The sequence below is a fragment of the Azospirillum thiophilum genome (assembly GCF_001305595.1).
In the GTDB taxonomy this organism is placed as follows: Bacteria; Pseudomonadota; Alphaproteobacteria; order Azospirillales; family Azospirillaceae; genus Azospirillum; species Azospirillum thiophilum.
In genome coordinates this window covers 1,241,972-1,261,128 of the sequence record NZ_CP012401.1, presented here as the reverse complement: position 1 = coordinate 1,261,128, position 19,157 = coordinate 1,241,972, and the positions used below count along the sequence as shown (strand labels likewise).

At 68.6% G+C, this 19,157-nt stretch carries 18 protein-coding genes; 8 read left to right on the top strand and 10 right to left on the bottom strand.

Going from position 1 to position 19,157, the window contains the following annotated elements; all coding sequences use genetic code 11:
* Positions 1 to 132 precede the first annotated feature (132 nt).
* The 4 genes from AL072_RS05815 to AL072_RS05800 are packed head-to-tail and all read left to right on the top strand — an operon-like array spanning position 133 to position 3,685.
* The gene (locus AL072_RS05815) at positions 133 to 1,137 is read left to right on the top strand and encodes an ABC transporter permease (protein ID WP_245636779.1); all 1,005 of its coding nucleotides are present in this window, start codon (positions 133 to 135) and stop codon (positions 1,135 to 1,137) included.
* The gene (gene nikC / locus AL072_RS05810) at positions 1,134 to 2,054 is read left to right on the top strand and encodes a nickel transporter permease (protein ID WP_045581130.1); all 921 of its coding nucleotides are present in this window, start codon (positions 1,134 to 1,136) and stop codon (positions 2,052 to 2,054) included. The genes AL072_RS05815 and nikC overlap by 4 nt, the downstream gene beginning before the upstream one ends.
* 3 nt (positions 2,055 to 2,057) lie before the next feature.
* Positions 2,058 to 2,903 carry an ABC transporter ATP-binding protein gene (locus AL072_RS05805; protein ID WP_045581131.1) on the top strand — a complete coding sequence of 282 codons (846 nt, stop codon included), beginning with the start codon at positions 2,058 to 2,060 and terminating at the stop codon, positions 2,901 to 2,903.
* A gap of 2 nt (positions 2,904 to 2,905) precedes the next feature.
* On the top strand, positions 2,906 to 3,685 hold the full coding sequence (locus AL072_RS05800) for an ABC transporter ATP-binding protein (protein WP_045581132.1): 780 nt from the start codon (positions 2,906 to 2,908) through the stop codon (positions 3,683 to 3,685).
* Here the strand turns inward: AL072_RS05800 and AL072_RS05795 are convergent.
* Complete coding sequence (locus tag AL072_RS05795) at positions 3,676 to 4,872, bottom strand: MFS transporter (RefSeq protein ID WP_045581133.1); 1,197 nt, start codon at positions 4,870 to 4,872, stop codon at positions 3,676 to 3,678. The genes AL072_RS05800 and AL072_RS05795 overlap by 10 nt on opposite strands.
* Positions 4,873 to 4,994: 122 nt before the next feature.
* Between AL072_RS05795 and AL072_RS05790 the strand changes: the two genes are divergently transcribed.
* The gene (locus AL072_RS05790) at positions 4,995 to 5,903 is read left to right on the top strand and encodes a LysR family transcriptional regulator (protein ID WP_045581134.1); all 909 of its coding nucleotides are present in this window, start codon (positions 4,995 to 4,997) and stop codon (positions 5,901 to 5,903) included.
* Between the two features lie 21 nt (positions 5,904 to 5,924).
* Here AL072_RS05790 and AL072_RS05785 read toward each other — a convergent pair whose 3' ends face one another.
* On the bottom strand, positions 5,925 to 7,799 hold the full coding sequence (locus AL072_RS05785; protein ID WP_045581135.1) for a GGDEF domain-containing protein: 1,875 nt from the start codon (positions 7,797 to 7,799) through the stop codon (positions 5,925 to 5,927).
* Positions 7,800 to 7,996: 197 nt separating this feature from the next.
* Here AL072_RS05785 and AL072_RS05780 point away from each other — a divergent pair, with 197 nt between their 5' ends.
* A complete protein-coding gene (locus AL072_RS05780; RefSeq protein WP_045581136.1) occupies positions 7,997 to 9,562 on the top strand; it encodes a helicase HerA domain-containing protein in 1,566 nt (521 codons plus the stop codon).
* A 7-nt stretch (positions 9,563 to 9,569) separates the two neighbouring features.
* On the opposite strand, the gene AL072_RS05775 is transcribed toward AL072_RS05780, so the two are convergent.
* Positions 9,570 to 10,091, bottom strand: coding sequence for a substrate-binding domain-containing protein (locus AL072_RS05775; protein WP_045581137.1), 522 nt, complete (start codon positions 10,089 to 10,091; stop codon positions 9,570 to 9,572).
* Between the two features lie 180 nt (positions 10,092 to 10,271).
* Here AL072_RS05775 and AL072_RS05770 point away from each other — a divergent pair, with 180 nt between their 5' ends.
* A complete protein-coding gene (locus AL072_RS05770) occupies positions 10,272 to 11,183 on the top strand; it encodes a LysR substrate-binding domain-containing protein (protein WP_052710032.1) in 912 nt (303 codons plus the stop codon).
* Positions 11,184 to 11,209: 26 nt separating this feature from the next.
* Here the strand turns inward: AL072_RS05770 and AL072_RS05765 are convergent, their stop codons facing one another.
* The gene (locus AL072_RS05765) at positions 11,210 to 12,235 is read right to left on the bottom strand and encodes a zinc-binding alcohol dehydrogenase family protein (RefSeq protein WP_045581139.1); all 1,026 of its coding nucleotides are present in this window, start codon (positions 12,233 to 12,235) and stop codon (positions 11,210 to 11,212) included.
* A 216-nt stretch (positions 12,236 to 12,451) separates the two neighbouring features.
* On the opposite strand from AL072_RS05765, the gene AL072_RS35275 reads away from it, so the two are divergent.
* The gene (locus AL072_RS35275; protein WP_045581140.1) at positions 12,452 to 12,769 is read left to right on the top strand and encodes a hypothetical protein; all 318 of its coding nucleotides are present in this window, start codon (positions 12,452 to 12,454) and stop codon (positions 12,767 to 12,769) included.
* Between the two features lie 7 nt (positions 12,770 to 12,776).
* Here the strand turns inward: AL072_RS35275 and AL072_RS05755 are convergent, their stop codons facing one another.
* The 6 genes from AL072_RS05755 to groES all read right to left on the bottom strand — a co-directional run bounded on the left by AL072_RS05755 (position 12,777) and on the right by groES (position 18,780).
* Positions 12,777 to 13,955, bottom strand: coding sequence for an ATP-binding protein (locus AL072_RS05755; protein ID WP_045581141.1), 1,179 nt, complete (start codon positions 13,953 to 13,955; stop codon positions 12,777 to 12,779).
* A 154-nt stretch (positions 13,956 to 14,109) separates the two neighbouring features.
* A complete protein-coding gene (locus AL072_RS05750) occupies positions 14,110 to 14,796 on the bottom strand; it encodes a response regulator transcription factor (RefSeq protein WP_245636778.1) in 687 nt (228 codons plus the stop codon).
* A 450-nt stretch (positions 14,797 to 15,246) separates the two neighbouring features.
* Positions 15,247 to 16,164, bottom strand: a complete 918-nt coding sequence (locus AL072_RS05745; RefSeq protein ID WP_045581143.1) for a DMT family transporter — start codon at positions 16,162 to 16,164, stop codon at positions 15,247 to 15,249.
* 14 nt (positions 16,165 to 16,178) lie between these two features.
* Entirely contained in the window at positions 16,179 to 16,523 is a 345-nt protein-coding gene (locus tag AL072_RS05740; protein ID WP_045581144.1) for a hypothetical protein, read from the bottom strand.
* A gap of 272 nt (positions 16,524 to 16,795) precedes the next feature.
* A complete protein-coding gene (gene groL, locus AL072_RS05735; RefSeq protein ID WP_045581145.1) occupies positions 16,796 to 18,439 on the bottom strand; it encodes a chaperonin GroEL in 1,644 nt (547 codons plus the stop codon).
* Between the two features lie 50 nt (positions 18,440 to 18,489).
* A complete protein-coding gene (gene groES, locus AL072_RS05730; RefSeq protein WP_045581146.1) occupies positions 18,490 to 18,780 on the bottom strand; it encodes a co-chaperone GroES in 291 nt (96 codons plus the stop codon).
* Between the last annotated feature and the right edge of the window lie 377 nt (positions 18,781 to 19,157).

Below are 19,157 nucleotides of genomic sequence, written 5' to 3'. Positions count from 1 at the left end.
AAAGCGGGGGAGGGATAGGGAGGGGGCAACCGCAGCATCCACTTCCCATCCCCCTATGCCCTCGACAGGCTTTGCACAATGCCCCGACTGTGATTCCCTTTGGCGTCCAAGCGCGAGGGAGTCCTCTTGCCTATGCTGAAACGCGGCCTGACCTTGCTGGTCACAGTCGCCGCCACCCTGCTGGGCCTGCTGCTGGTCACCTTCCTGATCGGCCGCGTGGTGCCGATCGATCCGGTGCTGTCGGCGCTGGGCGACCGCGCCAGCGCGGAAAGCTATGCGCAGATGCGTAGCCAGCTCGGGCTCGACCTGCCGCTGTGGCAGCAGTTCATCCGCTATGTCGGCGACGTGGCACAGGGCGACCTCGGCACCTCGGTGCTGACCTCCCGCCCGGTGCTGGAGGATGTGCTGCGCGTCTTCCCGGCGACGCTGGAACTGGCGACCGTCGCGGCGGTCATCGGCGCGGTGCTGGGCATCCCCGCGGGGGTGTTCGCCGCCACCAACCGCGGACGCTGGCCCGACCATGCCATCCGCCTCCTCGGCCTGATCGGCCATTCGCTGCCGATCTTCTGGCTCGGGCTGATGGCGCTGCTGCTGTTCTATGCCCGGCTGGACTGGGTGCCGGGTCCGGGCCGGGTCGACGTCTTCCATGAGGGGATGGTCGACGCCGTGACCGGCATCGTCACGGTGGACGCCCTGCTGGCCGGCGAGGCTGACATCTTCTGGAACGCGGTGCATCATCTGGTGCTGCCGTCCACCATCCTGGGCCTCTACAGCGTCGCCTACATCGCGCGGATGACGCGCGGCTTCATGCTCGACCAGCTGCGCCAGGAATACATCACCACCGCAAGGGTGAAGGGGCTGTCGGAGGCTCGCGTGGTCTGGCGCCATGCGCTGGGCAACATCGCCGTGCCGCTGATCACCGTCATCGCCCTATCCTATGCCAGCCTGCTGGAAGGGTCGGTCCTGACCGAGACGGTGTTCGCCTGGCCGGGGCTGGGACTCTACATCACCAATTCGCTGCTCAGTGCCGACATGAACGCGGTACTGGGCGGGACGCTGGTGGTCGGCGCGGTCTTCATCGCGCTGAACCTGCTGTCCGACCTGCTCTACCGCCTTCTTGATCCCCGGGCCCGATGACCCTGCGCACCGATCATTCCTCCCCCGGCTGGCGGGACTGGCTGACCACCGACACGCCGCGGTCGCGCGGGCAGGCCCGGCTGGGCCGCGCCTGGGCCGGCTGGACCGCGTTTCGCTGCAACCGGCTGGCGGTGGCCGGGCTGCTGATCGTGCTGGCGCTGGTCGTGGTGGCGGCGCTGGCCCCGGTGCTGGCGCCACATCAGCCCTATGCCCAGGATCTGGGCAACCGGCTGCAACCGCCCAACGCCGCCCACTGGCTGGGCACCGACTCCTTCGGGCGCGACATCCTGTCCCGCCTGATCCATGGCGCACGGCTGACGCTGATGATCGTGGCGCTGGTAGCGGCGACGGCACCACTGGCCGGACTGGTGATCGGCACCGCCGCCGGCTATTTCGGCGGCTGGGTCGACAGCGTGCTGATGCGCATCACCGACATCGCACTGGCATTCCCCAAGCTGATCCTGGCGCTGGCCTTCGTCGCGGCGCTCGGCCCCGGCATCGAGAATGCGGTGATCGCCATCGCCATCACCTCCTGGCCGCCCTATGCCCGCATCGCGCGGGCGGAGACGCTGACCGTGCGCCGCGCCGACTTCATCAGCGCCGCCCGGCTGCAGGGCGCATCGAGCCTGCGCATCATCCTGGGCCATGTCATGCCGCTCTGCGTCGCCTCGCTGATCGTACGGACGACGCTGGACATGGCGGGCGTGATCCTGACCGCCGCCGGGCTGGGCTTCCTCGGGCTCGGCGCCCAGCCGCCGCTGCCGGAATGGGGGGCGATGATCGCCAGCGGCCGGCAATATGTGCTGGAGCAATGGTGGGTCGCCGCCATGCCCGGTTTCGCCATCTTCATCGTCAGCCTGGGCTTCAACCTGCTGGGCGACGGGCTGCGCGACGTGCTGGACCCGAAGGGGGACTGAGGCATGACGGACGACACCCCCCTGCTGGAGGTCGCCAACCTCCGGGTCGCCTTCCCCACCCGCACCGGCATGGCCGAGGCGGTGCGTGGCGTCTCCTTCACGCTGGGACGCGAGAAGCTGGGCATCGTCGGCGAGTCGGGTTCCGGCAAGTCGATGACCGGCAGGTCGATCCTGCGCCTCGTGCCACCCCCGGGCCGGGTCACCGCCGACCGGCTGGCCTTCCGCGGCGAGGATCTGCTGGCGGCGTCGGAGAAGCGGCTGCGCGGCATCCGCGGCCGGCGCATCGCCATGGTGATGCAGGATCCGAAATACTCGCTCAACCCGGTGATGACCGTCGGCAGCCAGATCGCCGAAGCCTACCGCGTCCACAGCAAGGCGGGTGCGGCGGAGGCGAAGCGACGGGCGCTGGAGATGCTGGCCGCCGTGCGCATCCGCGATCCCGAGCGGGTCTATGACCGCTACCCGCACGAGGTGTCGGGCGGCATGGGCCAGCGCATCATGATCGCGATGATGCTGATCCCCGACCCCGACCTGCTGATCGCCGACGAGCCGACCTCGGCGCTCGACGTCACCGTGCAGATGCAGGTGCTGGCGATCCTGGACGATCTCTGTTCCCAACGCGGGATGGGGATGATCTTCGTCAGCCACGACCTGAACCTCGTCGCCTCCTTCTGCGACCGCATCCTGATCATGTATGCCGGCCGGGTGGTGGAAAGCTGCCGCGCGTCGGAACTGCAGGCGGCGACGCACCCCTATACCCGTGGCCTGCTGGCCAGCCTGCCCAGGATCGACGAGCCGCCGGACGACCTGCCGGTGTTGAGCCGCGACCCCGCCTGGTTGGAGGGTTGAGGATGATGATCGACATCCAGGATCTGCGGGTCGCCTTCGGCAAGGGCGCCGACGCCATCGCCGCGGTGGACGGCGTCACCCTGTCGGTGCGCGAGGGGGAGAGTTTCGGTCTCGTCGGCGAGTCGGGATCGGGCAAATCCACGGTCCTGCGCGCGGTCAGCGGCCTGAACGACGACTGGACCGGCCGCATCGCCGTCGACGGGACGGTGCAACGGCCGAAACGGCCGAAAGGTTTCTTCAAGCTCTGCCAGATGGTGTTCCAGGACCCCTACGGGTCGCTGCATCCGCGCCACACCGTCGACCGCATCCTCTCCGAACCCGTCGCCATCCATGGGCTGGGCGAGGCCGATGCCCGCATCGACCGGGTGTTGCGTGATGTCGGGCTGGATCCGGCCTTCCGCTTCCGCTACCCGCACCAGTTGTCGGGCGGCCAGCGCCAGCGCGTCGCCATTGCCCGCGCCCTGGTTCTGGAGCCGCGCGTGCTGCTGCTGGACGAGCCGACCTCGGCGCTCGACGTCTCGGTCCAGGCGGAGATCCTGAACCTGCTGCGCCGGCTGCGGGCCGAGCATGGGCTGACGATGGTGCTGGTCACCCACAACCTCGCCGTCGTCGCCAACCTGTGCGACCGGCTGGCGGTGATGAACCGCGGCCGGCTGGTCGAGGAGATGACGGTGGAGGAGTTGCGCCGGGGGGCGGCGCGCGAGCCCTACACGCTCCAACTCCTGCGCGCCAGCCGCGGCTACGACCGGGCGGCGGCGGAAGGGTTCCGCGACTACGCCTGAGGCGCAGGAGCGTCGCGGCCGGTCGCCGTCAGCAGCAGCGACAGCCCGGCCGCCACCGCACCGGCCAGGAAGACCGGCGCATAGCTCCCCTCCGCCACCAGCAGGCCGGCGGCGGGAGCCGACAGGGCGAGCGACAGGTCGAAGAAGGCGACATAGGCGCCGAGCGCCGCACCGCGGCTTTGCGGCGGCACCCGCTTCACCGCCTCCACCCCCAGCGCCGGGAAGACCAGCGAGAAGCCGAGCCCGGTCACCGCGGCGCCCGCGACCGCCAGCGCCGGGGAAGAGGCGCTCCAGATCAGCAGCTGACCGGCGGCCTCGACCGTCAGCGACAGCACGGCGACCCGGCGGCCGCCCAGCCGGTCGGGCAGCCCGCCGGCCACCAGCCGGGCCAGGATATAGGCACCGCCGAAGGCGGTCAGCGCCGCCCAGGCCCCCGGCCAGCCGCGCGCCGCGAACAGCAGCGGCGCGAAGGAGGCCAGCACCGCGAAGCCGACGCTGCCGAGTGCCAGCCCGAAGCCGGGACGCATCACCCGGCCGATCACCGCGGTGAAGGGCATGCGCACCCCGCCCGGGACCGGCACCGCCGGCACCAGCGCCGCGACCAGCAGCCCGGCCAACGGCGCCAGCGTGGCGGCCACGGCCACCGCGCCAAAGCCGCCGGCCTGCAGCAGGGCCAGCCCCACCGGTGCGCCGGCCGCCATGGCGCCATACATGGCGATGCCGTTCCAGGCCATCACCTTGCCGGCATTGTGCGGCCCGACGACCGTGATGGCCCAGCTGAGCGCCCCGGTCAGGAACAGGCTTTCGCCGAAGCCCAGCACGAGACGGCCGAGCAGGATCGCCGCCAGCCCGAGGGCCGGATCGGTGATGGCCAGCGACAGCGCGTAGCAGACGCCGGCCAGCGCCGAGGCGGCAAGGCCGCCCAGCACGGCACGTTTCGGCCCGCGCGTGTCGCACAGCACGCCGGCATGACGGCGGGTCAGCACCGTCGCCAACGATTGCAGCCCCACCACCGCACCGACCATCGCCGCTCCCCAGCCGAGCGTGCCGTGGACATGCAGCGGCAGCACCGCCAGCGGCAAGCCGATGGCCGAGAAACCGAGAAAGACGATGGCGACTAAGGGCAGCAGCCGCGGCAGTACGGCAGCATGTCCTGCCGGGGATCGGGAAGCGACGGTGTCGCTCATGACGGAAACCTCGCGACTGGAATGGATCGCCCAATCCTTCGCCCGGCCCAGCCATGATTTACAGTGCAACGACCGGACTTTATAAGTGCATAGAACGCACGCAACCGCCCGGGCATGCAGCCATGGACATCGGCCTTCTGGTCGCGCTCGACGCGCTGTTGAGCGAAGGCAGCGTCGCCCGTGCGGCCGAACGCATGAATCTCAGCGCCCCGGCGATGAGCCGGACCCTGGCCCGCCTTCGCCTTGCGGTCGGCGACCCGCTGCTGGTGCGGGCCGGGCGCCGGATGGTGCCGACCCCGCGGGCAGAGGCGATGCGCGAGCGGGTCCGCGCCCTGGTGGCTGACGCCCAGGGGCTGCTGCGACCCGACAGCCTGGATCCGGCGACGCTGGACCGCCGCTTTACCCTGCGCACCGGCTTCGCCGGGAGCATCGCCGCCGACCTGCTGGCGGCCCTGCGCCAGCAGGCGCCCAACGTCACGCTGCGTTTCGTCGGCGAGGGGGAAGAGACCGCCGACGCCCTGCGCGACGGTCTGGTCGACCTCGACATCGGCGTCATCGGCGCCATGGGGCCGGAGGTGCGGGTGCAGACGCTCTACCGCGAGACCTTCGCCGGCGTCGTCCGCCGCGGCCATCCTCTGCTATCCGAAGGCTCCCCGGACGCGGCCTCCTATGCCGCCGCCGCCCATGTCACAGCCTCACGCCGCGGCCGGACGCGCGGACCGGTGGACGACGCGCTGGAGCGGATGGGGCTGGCACGGCGGGTCGATCTGGTGGTGCCGGACGTCCACGCCGCCCTGTTCGCCGCCGCGCAGACCGATCTGGTCGCCACCGTCCCGCCGACCGCGGCACGCCACGCCATCGAACTGGGACTGGCTCTGGAGATTTTTCCCCTGCCGGTCGCGGTGCCGGAGGTCGCCGTCGCCCAGGCCTGGCACCCGCGCCACGATGCCGACCCGGCACACCGCATCCTGCGTGACTGCGTACTGGCAGTCGCCAGGCGGCTGACGCAGCAGCGCACAAACAGCGCCTGAAACCAGAAGCTCAGCAGGGGCTCAGGCCAGCCGCACGACGCAGAGCTTGTCCTCCGCCCCCTTGGCGGCGGCCTTGTGGTCGGCGATGGCGGCGTTGACCGCATCGGGGGTCAGGCTGCCGCCCTTGCCATCGAGGGGACGGCCCGGAGGGATCACCACGGCGACGCCGCTGGCGGCCAGCAGGGGGAATCGGCGGACGGCGCCATAGCGGTCCTTGGCAAGGAAACCGCCGCTCACCCGCGTTTCCGCGTCATAGAGGCTTTCGGCGTCGGACCGGAACAGCGCCAGCAATTCGGCCAGCCGGGCCAGCACCTCGACCTCCTCGCCGCCGCTGACGCCCAGGAAGAAATCGTCGCCGCCGATATGGCCGGCGAAGGCGTCGGCATCGATGGCGGCCCCGGCGCTGCCGGCCCAGGCCTTCAGCCGCTCGCTGAACATCAGGATGGCGCGGTCGCCCTGGCGGAAGCCGAAATTGTCGTTGAACGGCTTGAAGTTGTCGAAGTCGAGATAGGCCAGCACATGGCCGCGCCCGTCATCGGCCAGCGCCGCTTCGATATGGCGCTGGATGGCGGCATTGCCGGGCAGCCGGGTCAGCGGGTTCTGGTCGGTCGCCATCGCCAGGTTGCGTTCATGCACCAGCCGCAGCAGCGCGCCGCCCGACAGCACGCCGGCATAGGCCCCGCCCTCCACGATCACGATGCCGTCAGCGGCGGATTCGGCGGAGAAGGCCTCGATCACCCGGTCCAGCGGGGTGGAGATGTCGCAGACCGGCGAGCGGATGACCAGATCGTCCAGCCGGTCGCCCAGGCCGCGGTTGCGCAGCAGCTCGCCGCCGAAGCGCGAATAGACGAAGCGCTTCAGGTCGCGCTCGCGGATCAGGCCCAACGGCCGGTCATGCTCGTCGACAATGGGGACGATGGACGCGCTGCCGTCGCCGCGGAAATAATCCAGCAACTCGGTCTTGCGCGAATCGCCGCGCAGCGGCGGCAGCCGCTCGATCACCTCCGACAGGCGGCGGTGCGACTCGCTTGGTTGGCGGCGGTCGCGGCGGTTGAGTTCCTCGACGATGGGATAGCGGTTGGGCAACCCGGTCAAATCCACCCGCGGCCGGGCGATCAGGAAGCCCTGGGCGAAGTCGCAGCCGAGATCGCGGCAGGTGTAGAATTCAGTAACGGTCTCCACCCCCTCCGCCACGATCTGGATGCCCAGCGCATGGGCGTGGCCGGCCAGCGCCGACACCAGCGCCCGCTTGCGCGCATCGGCATCGATGCCGGCGATGAAGAAGCGGTCGATCTTCACATAGTCCGGCCGCGCTTCGTACAGGGTGCGCAGGCCGGAATGGCCGACGCCGAAATCGTCGATGGCGATGCAGGCCCCGCTCTGCCGGTAACGCTCCACCGCCGCATCCATCGCGACGCCGGCGGCAACAGGGCGGTTTTCCGACAGTTCCAGCACGATGCCGCTGTTGCGGGACGTCGCCGGATCGCGTCCGATCCAGGGCGAGTCGGCCCGGCCGATCAGCCTTGCATCCAGGTTCAGGAACAGCTTCGCCTCGCTCCAGCCGGCCAGCGCGCGATAGGCGGCGACCGCCTTGGCGTGCAGCGCGGTTTCCACCGTCGCCAGCATGCCGGCGGTCTCGGCCTCGTCCAGCAGTTCGGCTGCGGTGGTGAAACCGGTGCGCTCGAACCCGCGCAACAACGCCTCGTAGCCATGGCAACGGCCGGACCGCAACTGGACGATGGGCTGGAAGGCATAGCGCAGGGCGGCGACCGCCGAGGCCCAGTCGAATTCCGCACCGATGCCGGCCCCGGACCGCGCCGCGTCCCGGCTTACGCCATGGGTGTCTGGCCGATCCGTTTCCGGCCGTCCGGCTTTGGTGGTCGTCAGCACAGTCATCGGTCAGTCCGCCAGCGCCGATCCCGCATGAGACCGGCACTCTTTTGTAACAGAGCTTGTTTGCGTTTTCATGACCACACGAGCCACGGTGTCCCGCGCCCCGAATCGAATCCTCGTATCGCCGCGCCCGCCTGAGCTATAGGAAGTCCCCCCTTGTGGGAATTGGAAGCGGTTCGGGTCAGCGGGAGACAGGCGGAATGAAGGTCGGCATCGACATGGGGGCGACCAATGCGGGCGGCGCCGCGACGCTCGACCTGGAGGAGTTGCTGGCGACCCGCCTGCTGGTGCAGGGCAATTCCGGCTCCGGCAAGTCGCACCTGCTGCGCCGGCTGATCGAACAGAGCGCCCAATGGGTGCAGCAGGCGATCATCGACCCGGAAGGCGACTTCGTGACACTGGCCCAGCGGTTCGGCCATGTGGTGGTTGAGGCGGACGAACACAGCGAGGCGGCGTTGCAGTCGGTCGCCGCCCGCGTGCGCCAGCACCGCGTCTCCGTCGTCCTGAACCTGGAGGGGCTGGATGCGGAGATGCAGATGCGCCACGCCGCCGCTTTCCTGGGCGGGCTGTTCGATGCCGACCGCGATTTCTGGTATCCGATGCTGGTGGTGGTGGACGAGGCGCAGCTGTTCGCCCCCTCGGCCGCCGGCGAGGTGTCGGACGAGGCGCGCAAGGTCTCGCTCGGCGCCATGACCAACCTGATGTGCCGCGGGCGCAAGCGCGGGCTGGCCGGGGTGATCGCCACCCAGCGGCTGGCCAAGCTGGCCAAGAACGTCGCGGCCGAGGCCTCCAATTTCCTGATGGGCCGTACCTTCCTCGACATCGACATGGCGCGCGCCGCCGACCTGCTGGGCATGGAGCGCCGGCAGGCGGAGATGTTCCGCGACCTGGAGCGCGGGCATTTCATCGCACTCGGCCCCGCCCTGTCGCGCCGGCCGCTGCCGCTGCGCATCGGCGCGGTAGAGACCCAGGGCCGCACCGGCAGCCCCAAGCTGATGCCGCCACCGGCCACCCCGACGGAGGATGCGCGCGACCTGATCTTCACCGCGACCGAGCCGGAGCCGCCGCGCTACCCGGTGCGCCGCCCCTCCACCTCGGCCAGCGCCGACCTGATGGCGCAGCTGGCGCGCGGACGCACCGCCGCTCCGCCGCCGTCCTCCACCGATACCGCCAATATCGCCGCCGAAGCGCCGGTCCTGCCGCCGCCGGAACCAGAGGAAACGCCCGAACAGGAGGCCGAGCGCGAGGCGCACTATGAAGCGGTGCTGGCCGAGGTGCTGGCCGACCCGGAGGCGTCCTACCGCTCGCTGGCCGTGCTGTACCAGGATTTCCTGGTGCGCTGCCGCAGCCATGGGGTGGATGGCGACCGGCTGACCCTCTCCGCCTTCCGCCGCCGGCTGGCCACCGCCCGCGCCGGAACCGGCAGCGGCGACGATCCCGCTTGGCAGCGCGCGACCGAGGTCGCCGCCACGCTGGCGGAGGACATCCAGCCGGTCTTCCTGCTGTTGGCCCGCGCGGCGCTCGACCATGCCCCATGCCCGTCCGACGCCGACGTGGCGCGCACCTGCGGCAGCCGGTCAAAGGGGCGCGGCCGGCGCCTGCTGACCTACATGGAACAGCGCGGCTTCATCGCCAGCCGCAGCGGCCTGGGCAACACCCGCGCCATCGGTCTGCCCGCCTTGGGATGGGAAACCGCGCTGGGCGACCCGAACGCCGACGATGCGGCGGATGCCCCCGAGCCCGGCGGGCTGTTCGCCGCCGGCTGAGCGGCCGTCAGCTTCCGGCGGTGGGGGCGCTCACCGGCTTGCCCCTCCGGCCCCAGCTGTCGACGAACTCGCTCACCCCGGGGACCGCCATCATGTGGGAGTCCTTCACGTAGACGAAGCGCTTCGGACCGAAGCCGTATTCGGTCAATGCGATGCCGCCGCTGCGGCAGCGCTGGTATTCGGCGGCGGCGATCGGACGGTCGGATGCCACCATATCGGGATGGTCCAGCCCCACCCCGGCACAGAAGGCGCGGAAGCCGGCGGCAGTGCCACGGGCGTCGAGATGCGGCTTGCTGTCGGGGCCGCCGTCGAATTTGGCCGCCGCCTGTTCGATGGAGCCTCGCAGGGCCGAACTGCCGACGATCCAGATGCCGCGTGTCTCCGGCGGCGGCTTGGGGAGTGCCGGCGGCGGCAGGGCGGCGGTCTGGGTCGGCGGCGGCGTGAAGCCCGGCATCTGGCAGCCGGCGAGCAGCGCCGCGGCGGCCAATGCAAGGACCAGGTTGCCGGCCGGTGCGAAGGAACGAGTCATCGGGCGTGTCTCTCCAAGGTTCATCCGGCATCCGGGCCGCAAGGCCCGGAGGCGTGACAATGAGAACGCCCTCGCCCCAATTCAACAGTCCGGCCGACGCTTGTCCCAATGGGCCACTGGCCATCCATAACGGTATGCGATAGGATTATGAAAATCAATCGACATCCGGAATGCTTCACCGTGTCATTGCCCGATCTGGAGATCGACGCGCTCCGTGCCTTCGTCACCGTGGCGGATGCCGGCGGCTTCACCGCGGCGGCCGAGCGGTTGGGCCGCACCCAGTCGGCGATCAGCGTGAAGATCAAGAAGCTGGAGGATCTTCTGGGCCGCAGGGTGTTCGAGCGCACCAGCCGGTCGCTGGCGCTCACCCATGACGGCGAGTTGCTGATGGGCTATGCCCGCCGCCTGCTGGACCTGAACGACGAGACGGTGCGCCGCTTCGCCGAGCCGGCGGCGGAAGGCGACTTGCGGCTGGGCGTGGCGGAATATTTCCTGACCGACCATCTGCCCCATGTGCTGGGCCGCTTCGCCAAGCTGCACCCGCGCCTGCACATCGATGTGCGGGTCGGCCTGTGCCGCGATCTGGTGACGGCGCTGGACGGCGGCGAACTCGACCTCGTCATCTCCCGCCGCGATGCCGGGGACAGCCGGGGCCGCGGCATCTGGACCGAGCCGATGCGCTGGGTGGCATCCCCCGGGCTGGAGATCCCCACCGAAGGCTCCCTGCCCTTCTGCACCCTGCCGGCACCCTGCGTCTTCCGCAACCGCGGCCTGGCAGCCCTGGGCGAGGCCGGGCGGGCGTGGCGGGTGGTCTACACCAGCGGCAGCGTCATGGGGGTGCAGGCCGCCGTCCGCGCCGGGCTGGGAGTCGCGGTGCTCAGCGAGTCGTCGGTACCGGAAGGGGTGCGGCGGCTGGGGGTGGAGGACGGGCTGCCCGAACTGGGCGACGTCGAAATGGCGATCTTCGGCGAGACGCCGCGCAACCGCCGCCTCGCCGAACCGCTGGTCGGCTTCATCCTCGACAGCCTGTCGGCGATGCGCCCGCTCCGCCCGCCGCTTGCGCTGGCGGGCGGAACGCGGGACGCGGCCTGACCCAAGCGGTCGAACCGGACGACCGGTCAGAAGCCTTCCAGCACGACCTTGCCGCGGGCCTTGCCCGACTCGATCAGGGCATGGGCCTTGCGCAGGGTGGCGGCGTCGATGCGGCCGAGGGTTTCGGTCAGGGTGGTGCGCAGGATGCCGGCATCGACCAGCCGCGACACCTCGTTCAGCAACTCGTGCTGGGCGATCATGTCGGCGGTCTGGTAGAGCGGCCGGGTGAACATCAGCTCCCAATGGAGCGAAACGCTCTTGCGCTTCAGCACGCGGATGTCGATCGGCTCCGGATCGTCGATCAGGCCGATGCGGCCCTGCGGCGCCACCAGTTCGACCAGATCCAGGAAATGACGGTCGGTCGCGGTGGTGGAGAAGACATAATCGACCCCCGCCACGCCCAGCGCCTTCACCTGATCCGCCATCGGGCGGCTGTGGTCGATCACGTCATGGGCGCCCAGCTCTCGCACCCAATCGGCCGTCTCGGGGCGCGACGCGGTGGCCAGCACGCGGACCCCGGTCAGCCGCCGGGCCAACTGGATGGCGATGGAGCCGACGCCGCCGGCCCCGCCGACGATCAGCAGCGACCTGCCCTCGCCCCCCTTCCGGTCACTGGCATCCAGCGGCAGGCCCAGGCGGTGGAACAGCATCTCCCACGCGGTGATGGCGGTCAGCGGCAGGGCGGCGGCCTCGGCGACGTTGAGGCTGGCCGGGCGGGCGCCGACGATGCGCTCATCCACCAGATGGAACTCGGCATTGGTGCCGGGACGGTCGATGCTGCCGGCATAGAACACCGCGTCGCCGGGACGGAACAGGGTCGCGTCGGGACCGACCGCCTCGACCACGCCGGCGGCGTCGAAGCCCAGGACGCGCAATGCGCCGTCGGCCGGCGCGGCGTTGCGGCGCAGCTTGGTGTCGACCGGGTTGACCGACACAGCCTCCACCCGGACCAGCAGGTCGCGGCCTACGGGGACCGGGCGGTCGATCTCGACGTCGACCAGCGAGTCGATGTCGGCGATGGGCAGGGATTTGCGGTAACCGATGGCTTTCATGATGGCTTCGCCTTCGCGATTTCGAGGAAGTCGAAGCACAGGATGACGCCATCGTCTGGATTTTTGAAATTCATAGTTCTTGTTTCATCCATCCCGATTGATGATGAATCGGCGCGCCGACCAGATGGCACCAAAGGGGTATGGAATAGCCGGGCGGGCTGGGGTGTTTCTACCGATGAGCGTTTCCGCCGTCCGCCAGCCAGGAAGTCGAAGGCCATGAGCACCAGCCGCCCCGCCATTCTGACCGCCCTGCTCCTGGCCGCGGCCGGCGCCGCACTGTCGGGCTGCGTCGCCTATGATCCCTACTATCCCGCTTATGGGGAGCCGGTGCTGGTGCCGCCGCCGACAGTCTATGCGGTGCCGCCGCCGGTGGTGGTGCAGCCGCGCTACCCCTATCGGACATGGCGCGATAACGGGTGGTATGGCAATGGATGGCGGGGCGATGGATGGAGAGGCGACCGCGGCTGGCGCGGCCGAAATCACCACCATGGCTGGGGACATGGCGGCCCCCATGGTCCGCGGGGCTGGCGCTGATCCGAGGTCAACCGGCGGAGGCGGACACGCGGTCGATGCGGTTGCGCAGCACCAGGACGGTATGATCGTCTTCTCGCACCACGCCATCGCGCAGCAGGACGAGCGCCGCCAGCGTCGGCTCGACCTCGTGCAGATCGCGGTGGATGAACAGGGCGGGCAACCGGGCACAGCCGGCGGTATGCAGAACCACATGTTCGCCCGGCCTCCACAACAGATGGACCGAGGCGGGTGCCTGCGGGTTGAAACCGACCATTGCCCAGCGGGCACCGAGCGCCAGGATCTCCTGCCGGCGCACGATGGCGCCGGCCAGGGTGCCGAGCGCGGTATAGTCCACCGCCGTCCCGTCGAACCGCAGGACCGCAAGGGCGCTGCGGCCGATCCGAGTGAGTTCCCGGTCATGGGAAAGCCCGAGTTCCGGTCGCCCCATCAGGTCGCGGCGGATGGCGTTGACCACCATCGGTGCCGGCAGGCCGGGGACCGTCGCGGCGACAACCGCCTCCACCTGCCGGACCACGGCCGGGGTCATCGCCGTGGCCGGTTCCCCGCCGTTCCCGGTCCCGGTTGCGGTCCCTTCGCCGGCAGCCTTGCCGTCGACCGCAGCATCGCCAAGCACCTTATCGCCAGCCACCGCATCGCCATCGATCAGCAGCGCGATTCCGCAGGGACCGTCCTGCCCGCGGGCGGGAGCACAGCCGACGAACCAATGGTCGATGAAGGGGCCGCACCGCGCGGCCTCGCCGCCGGTCCGTTCGATGGTCACCGCACCAACCTGCGCCATGGCATCGGCCGGCGGCGCATCGGTCGCACCGGGCCGCAGCACACGGGCAAGCAGCGCCGACCCTATACCCGGCGTGACGTGGATGTGGAAGCGGTCAGCAAGCGCCCGCACGGCTTCAAGCCCGGTGCCCGGCGTGCTGGGTGTGGCTGCCGGCAGGTCGGTCGTGTCGGGATCGCGGTCGTAGGCCAGGCACTCGATCCCGGCCCCGCTGCGCATGCGGGCAATCAACAGCGTCCCGTCGGGGCGGCCCAGCGCATGACCGGCAAGTGCCGCGACGAGGCCGTCCAACCGGGCCGCCTCATCCGCAGCCAGGACTCCATCGGCCCGTTCCTCCGCAATTCGTCGTGCCGTGGCGATATCACCGGGCGACGCCACGGCAATGCGACGGTGACCATGGTCGGGGAACATCTGGCCGCTCCTGTCCGCGTTCCGGTTGCTCTTTTCCGGAACTTTACAATTCTCTGCCGGCCGAACCCAATGATAAGGACTCGGCCGACGTCACTTTTCAACGAGATAGTCCCTGCAACATCGCATACTGGAAGGTTCCACGTCCCGAGCGATGTCAGGATGCGACGGCTTCCATCATCGCCGGCCGGCGGACCATCGGTGGCCTCGGCATCTCGCGCCCGCGCAGCATCTCCGCAGCTTCCCACAGGCGACCAAGCCCGACGATGGACCGGCTCCCGGTCTTTTCCATGATGCGGGCGCGGTGGACTTCCACCGTCTTGATGCTGATGCCGAGTTCCCAGGCGATGGTCTTGCTCTGCTTGCCTTCGACGATCAGTTCGAGAACCTCCGACTCGCGGCGGCTCAGCAGGGTCAGCCGACGGACGGCATCGCGGCTGCGGTCGCGCTGTTCGGCTTGGGGGCTGCCGTCGGACAGGCAGGCGCGCAGCCGCTCCAGGAAGGCAGGGACGGCGAAGGGAGAGGCGATGCAATCCGTCGCCCCGGCCTTCATCGCGGCCACCGCGGCATCGACGTCACCCTGTTCGGTAACGACCAGCACCGGCAGGTCATGGCCATGCAGCGAGGCTTCGGCCATGAACTCGATGGCGGTCATGTCGGGCAGGTCGTTGCGCACGACGAGACAGGAGGACGCGGTGCCCAGCACGGCCAGCGCATCGGCGCCGGTGCTGTGGACGCGGCAGGCGACGCCAACTGCGCCCAGCGCCCGCGCGAGCGTGCTGCGGGATAGCAGGTCGCCGTCGACGATATGGACGAGGCAGGCGGATTGTGTGGAAACGGGCATGGACATTTGCAGGGGCATCTGGGGACCTCCACCACAGCGGGCCGGCGAACAGCGCCGGCTCCTTATGGCGACCGATCCGTGACCGAACCGCCGCCATGCCACGCATTTTAGCGGTCATTCCCTATTGACCGCCGCAGGCGCGAGGGATAGCGGCGCTGTCTAAAGGGATATCGGGGATAGTATCCGCGCGAAGAACTCCGCAATAAATCAAGCCAGATGACCACCATGCAGCAAATTGCGAAACCATTTGGCGAATTGCAAAAGTATTTTTGCGAATCGAAAACCCTTTAGATCAATTCAATCGACGATGTTTGGCGCTTTGTTCTGGCAGAATGAAAACGATATCTAAGTTGATATATTATTTCACGATCATGGAAAGAAAAAACTCGCTCTTTGGTTTTTCATTCCTCTGCTTTCCGCCATCCCGACTCATGTGCAGAAACCGGCCTGTCAGGCCCGGCGGCGGGTCGCCAGGAGGATACCGGCGGCGATCAGGGCGATGCCGATGCCGTGATAGATGTGCAGTTGTTCGCCCAGGAACAGGATCGCCAGCAAGCTGCCGAAGACCGGCACCAGATGGATGGCGAGGCCCGCCGTGTTGGCTCCGAGCAACTCCACCGCCCGGTTGAAGCAGAGATAGGCGGCGATGGACGGGAACAGCACGGTGTAGCCGACTGCCAGCAGCGTGAGTCCGCTGGCCTGCACCGGATGGCCGCTCAGACTTTCCCATATGTAGAAGGGCAGCAGTTCCACCGCGCCGATGGCGAAGGTGACGACGACGAAGCTCAAGCCATGGATCGCCGGCCGCCGGCCCAACAGCGTGGTGTAGGCGGCGTAGATCACCACCGCCGCCAGCATCCAGACATCGCCCGTGTTCAGTTCGAACCCCAGCAGGGTCGCCGGGTCGCCGTGGGAGATCAGCGTCATCGCCCCCACCAGCGACACGACGATGCCAAGCCCCTGCATCGCCCCGACCTTGTCGCGGAACAGGACGAGGCTCATCAGGACGATCATCACGGGCATCGACGACTGCAGCATCACGCAGTTCAGCGCGGTCGTCGTGTTGAGCGCGATGTATTGGAAGGTGTTGTAGATGCCGATGCCGAGCGTACCCAGCAGCAACACGCTTTTCCAGCGCGCCAGGATCGGCGTCACATCGTGGCGCAGATGCGGCCAGGCGAAGGGAAGCACGATCAGCATGCCCAGGAACCAACGCCAGAACGCCAACCCGATGGGCGGGACAGACCCGGCGACCGCGCGCCCCAGCACCGCGTTGCCTGCCCAGAACAGCGGCGGCAACATCATCAGCAACCAGGCCTGATCGGCGAGGCGGAATCCTTTGGCGGGAGCGGCGCGGTCGGAGGGCATGGTTCGGTGCGTCCTCAGCTGCGACGGCGCGGCGAGGCGAAGACCTCGGCCGCGGCGGCCGCGGCACTGCGCTCGCTGCCGCCGTCATCGGCACGGAAGACGCTGGGCCGGGATTCACGGCGAGGGGGACGCGGCGCGTCCTCGCGACCTTCCCGGCCCTCGCGGGGCGGCTTGGCGGGCTGGCGCAGTTCGGCGTCGAGTTCGGCGATGCGCTTGACCAGCGCTTCACGAATGGCGGGGGCCGCGTGGGCTTTCAGCGTCGCCAGCTGCTCCTTGAGCTGGACCAGCTGACGCTGCTTCTGCTCGCGGGTGCGCTTGATGGCGACGTTGTCGGAATGCTGGCCCTCGAAGGAGCGCATGGAACAGGCCCTCGTTCAAAAAAATACGGAAGACAGAGGCCGGCCCCCAAATGGAGGGAGCCCGGCAAGAGGGGCGGATTATTGGGAGGCGCCCGCCCCAAAGCAAGGCGGAGTTCACCTTGACTTTTCGGGCTCGCCGCGGATGTGCGAACCGTCGCGTCGCCGGCTCCGCCGCTGCGCCCGACCAAAAGAAGAAGGGCGCCTCCCTGCGGAGGCGCCCCTTTCCGAACCGTCAGGCGGCGAACCGCAAGACGGGGGGAACGGACGGGCTATCAGAAGCCCATGTCGTCCATGCCGCCCATGCCGCCCGGCATGCCGCCCGGAGCAGCCTTCTTCTCCGGCTTCTCGGCGATCATCGCCTCGGTGGTGATCAGCAGACCGGCGATCGAGGCCGCATCCTGCAGGGCGGTGCGAACCACCTTCACCGGATCGATGATGCCGGCGGCGACCAGATCGGTGAACTCACCCTTCTGGGCGTCGTAGCCGTAGTTGGGGTCGTTCTGGTCCAGCAGCTTGCCGACCACGATCGAGCCGTCGGTGCCCGCGTTGTAGGCGATCTGACGGACCGGAGCCTGGAGGGCGCGGCGGATGATGTCGATGCCGACGCGCTGCTCGTCGTTGACCGGAACCAGCTTGTCCAGCGCCTTGCCGGCATACAGCAGGGCCGAACCGCCACCGGCGACAACACCCTCTTCCACCGCGGCGCGGGTGGCGTGCATGGCGTCGTCAACGCGGTCCTTGCGCTCCTTCACCTCGACCTCGGTCGCACCGCCGACGCGGATGACCGCGACGCCGCCGGCCAGCTTGGCCAGACGCTCCTGCAGCTTCTCGCGGTCGTAGTCCGAGGTGGTCTCCTCGGCCTGGGCGCGGATCTGGCCGCAACGGGCCTCGATGTCGGCCTTCTCGCCGGCGCCGTCGACGATCGTGGTGGTCTCCTTGGAGATCACGACCTTCTTGGCGGTGCCCAGCATGTCGAGCGTGACGTTCTCGAGCTTGATGCCGAGGTCTTCCGAGATGACCTGGCCGCCGGTCAGGATGGCCATGTCCTCCAGCATCGCCTTGCGGCGATCGCCGAAGCCCGGGGCCTTGACGGCGGCGATCTTCAGGCCGCCGCGCAGCTTGTTGACGACGAGGGTGGCCAGGGCCTCGCCCTCGATGTCCTCGGCGATGATCAGCAGCGGACGCGACGACTGCACGACGGCCTCGAGGACCGGCAGCAGCGGCTGGAGGCCCGACAGCTTCTTCTCGTGCAGCAGGATGAACGGGTTTTCGAGGTCCGCGATCATCTTGTCGGCGTTGGTGATGAAGTACGGCGACAGGTAGCCGCGGTCGAACTGCATGCCCTCGACGACGTCCAGCTCGGTGTCCAGGCTCTTGGCCTCTTCCACCGTGATGACGCCCTCGTTGCCGACGCGCTCCATCGCCTGGGCGATCATCTTGCCGATTTCGACTTCGCCGTTGGCGGAGATGGTGCCGACCTGGGCGATCTCGTCGTTGGTCGTGACCTTCTTGGCGCGGGCCTGGATGTCGGCGACGACAGTGGCGACGGCGATGTCGATGCCGCGCTTCAGGTCCATCGGGTTCAGGCCAGCGGCGACCTTGGTCACGCCTTCGCGGACGATGGCCTGGGCCAGCACGGTCGCGGTGGTGGTGCCGTCACCGGCCAGGTCGTTGGTCTTCGAGGCGACCTCGCGGACCATCTGGGCGCCCATGTTCTCGAACTTGTCGGACAGTTCGATTTCCTTGGCGACCGACACGCCGTCCTTCGTGATGCGCGGAGCGCCGAAGGACTTCTCGATCACGACGTTGCGGCCCTTCGGACCCAGCGTGACCTTCACGGCGTCGGCCAGGATGTCGACGCCACGCAGCAGCTTTTCGCGCGCGGAGGGGCCGAACTTGACGTCTTTGGCAGCCATGTCTCAATTCCTCTGAATATCGAATGTCGAAGGGAAATGGGCGGAGGTCTTCAGGCCTCGACGACGCCCATGATGTCGGATTCCTTCATGATCAGGTAATCGACGCCTTCGATCTTCACTTCGGTGCCCGACCACTTGCCGAACAGGATGCGGTCGCCGGCCTTGACGTCGAGCGCCACGACCTTACCGGACTCGTCACGAGCGCCGGGGCCGACAGCGATGATCTCGCCTTCCTGCGGCTTTTCCTTGGCCGTGTCGGGGATGATGATCCCACCCTTGGTCTTGGTGTCGGACTCCAGACGCTTGACGACGACGCGGTCGTGCAGCGGGCGGAACTTCATGGGAATGCCTCCTTGGATCAAGGCTTGGTTCTGACTGACGAGAATTGGCGCGGGTCGGATGCTTGTTAGCACTCACGCCCGGCGAGTGCCAGACAGCTAATCGAAGCGGTTTTCGGATTCAAGAGGCTCGTTTCGGAATTTGTCGGGGCTGCAGGCGACGTTCACGCAGGATAGCATTTAAATTATTGAAAAATATCATATTTCTTTGGAGTGGCCCGCATCGCTCCTGCGCAGAAATTCATCAAGCGGTCACAAGGGGACGCAGAGCTCCGGCGGCAATTCCGGTGGAAAAGGCCGCTGAACGATACCGCCACCCCTTCCAGCCGCAGTCCTGTGACTGGCGTCACAGCGTCCTCAGGGCGGGATCGCTAAAGTTT

Coding starts and splice junctions, on each gene's coding strand:
- AL072_RS05815 (WP_245636779.1), top strand. CDS start 133: ATGCTGAAACGCGGCCTGACCTTGCTGGTCACAGTCGCCGCCACCCTG.
- nikC (WP_045581130.1), top strand. CDS start 1,134: ATGACCCTGCGCACCGATCATTCCTCCCCCGGCTGGCGGGACTGGCTG.
- AL072_RS05805 (WP_045581131.1), top strand. CDS start 2,058: ATGACGGACGACACCCCCCTGCTGGAGGTCGCCAACCTCCGGGTCGCC.
- AL072_RS05800 (WP_045581132.1), top strand. CDS start 2,906: ATGATGATCGACATCCAGGATCTGCGGGTCGCCTTCGGCAAGGGCGCC.
- AL072_RS05795 (WP_045581133.1), bottom strand. CDS start 4,872: ATGAGCGACACCGTCGCTTCCCGATCCCCGGCAGGACATGCTGCCGTA.
- AL072_RS05790 (WP_045581134.1), top strand. CDS start 4,995: ATGGACATCGGCCTTCTGGTCGCGCTCGACGCGCTGTTGAGCGAAGGC.
- AL072_RS05785 (WP_045581135.1), bottom strand. CDS start 7,799: ATGACTGTGCTGACGACCACCAAAGCCGGACGGCCGGAAACGGATCGG.
- AL072_RS05780 (WP_045581136.1), top strand. CDS start 7,997: ATGAAGGTCGGCATCGACATGGGGGCGACCAATGCGGGCGGCGCCGCG.
- AL072_RS05775 (WP_045581137.1), bottom strand. CDS start 10,091: ATGACTCGTTCCTTCGCACCGGCCGGCAACCTGGTCCTTGCATTGGCC.
- AL072_RS05765 (WP_045581139.1), bottom strand. CDS start 12,235: ATGAAAGCCATCGGTTACCGCAAATCCCTGCCCATCGCCGACATCGAC.
- AL072_RS35275 (WP_045581140.1), top strand. CDS start 12,452: ATGAGCACCAGCCGCCCCGCCATTCTGACCGCCCTGCTCCTGGCCGCG.
- AL072_RS05755 (WP_045581141.1), bottom strand. CDS start 13,955: ATGTTCCCCGACCATGGTCACCGTCGCATTGCCGTGGCGTCGCCCGGT.
- AL072_RS05750 (WP_245636778.1), bottom strand. CDS start 14,796: ATGCCCGTTTCCACACAATCCGCCTGCCTCGTCCATATCGTCGACGGC.
- AL072_RS05745 (WP_045581143.1), bottom strand. CDS start 16,164: ATGCCCTCCGACCGCGCCGCTCCCGCCAAAGGATTCCGCCTCGCCGAT.
- AL072_RS05740 (WP_045581144.1), bottom strand. CDS start 16,523: ATGCGCTCCTTCGAGGGCCAGCATTCCGACAACGTCGCCATCAAGCGC.
- groL (WP_045581145.1), bottom strand. CDS start 18,439: ATGGCTGCCAAAGACGTCAAGTTCGGCCCCTCCGCGCGCGAAAAGCTG.
- groES (WP_045581146.1), bottom strand. CDS start 18,780: ATGAAGTTCCGCCCGCTGCACGACCGCGTCGTCGTCAAGCGTCTGGAG.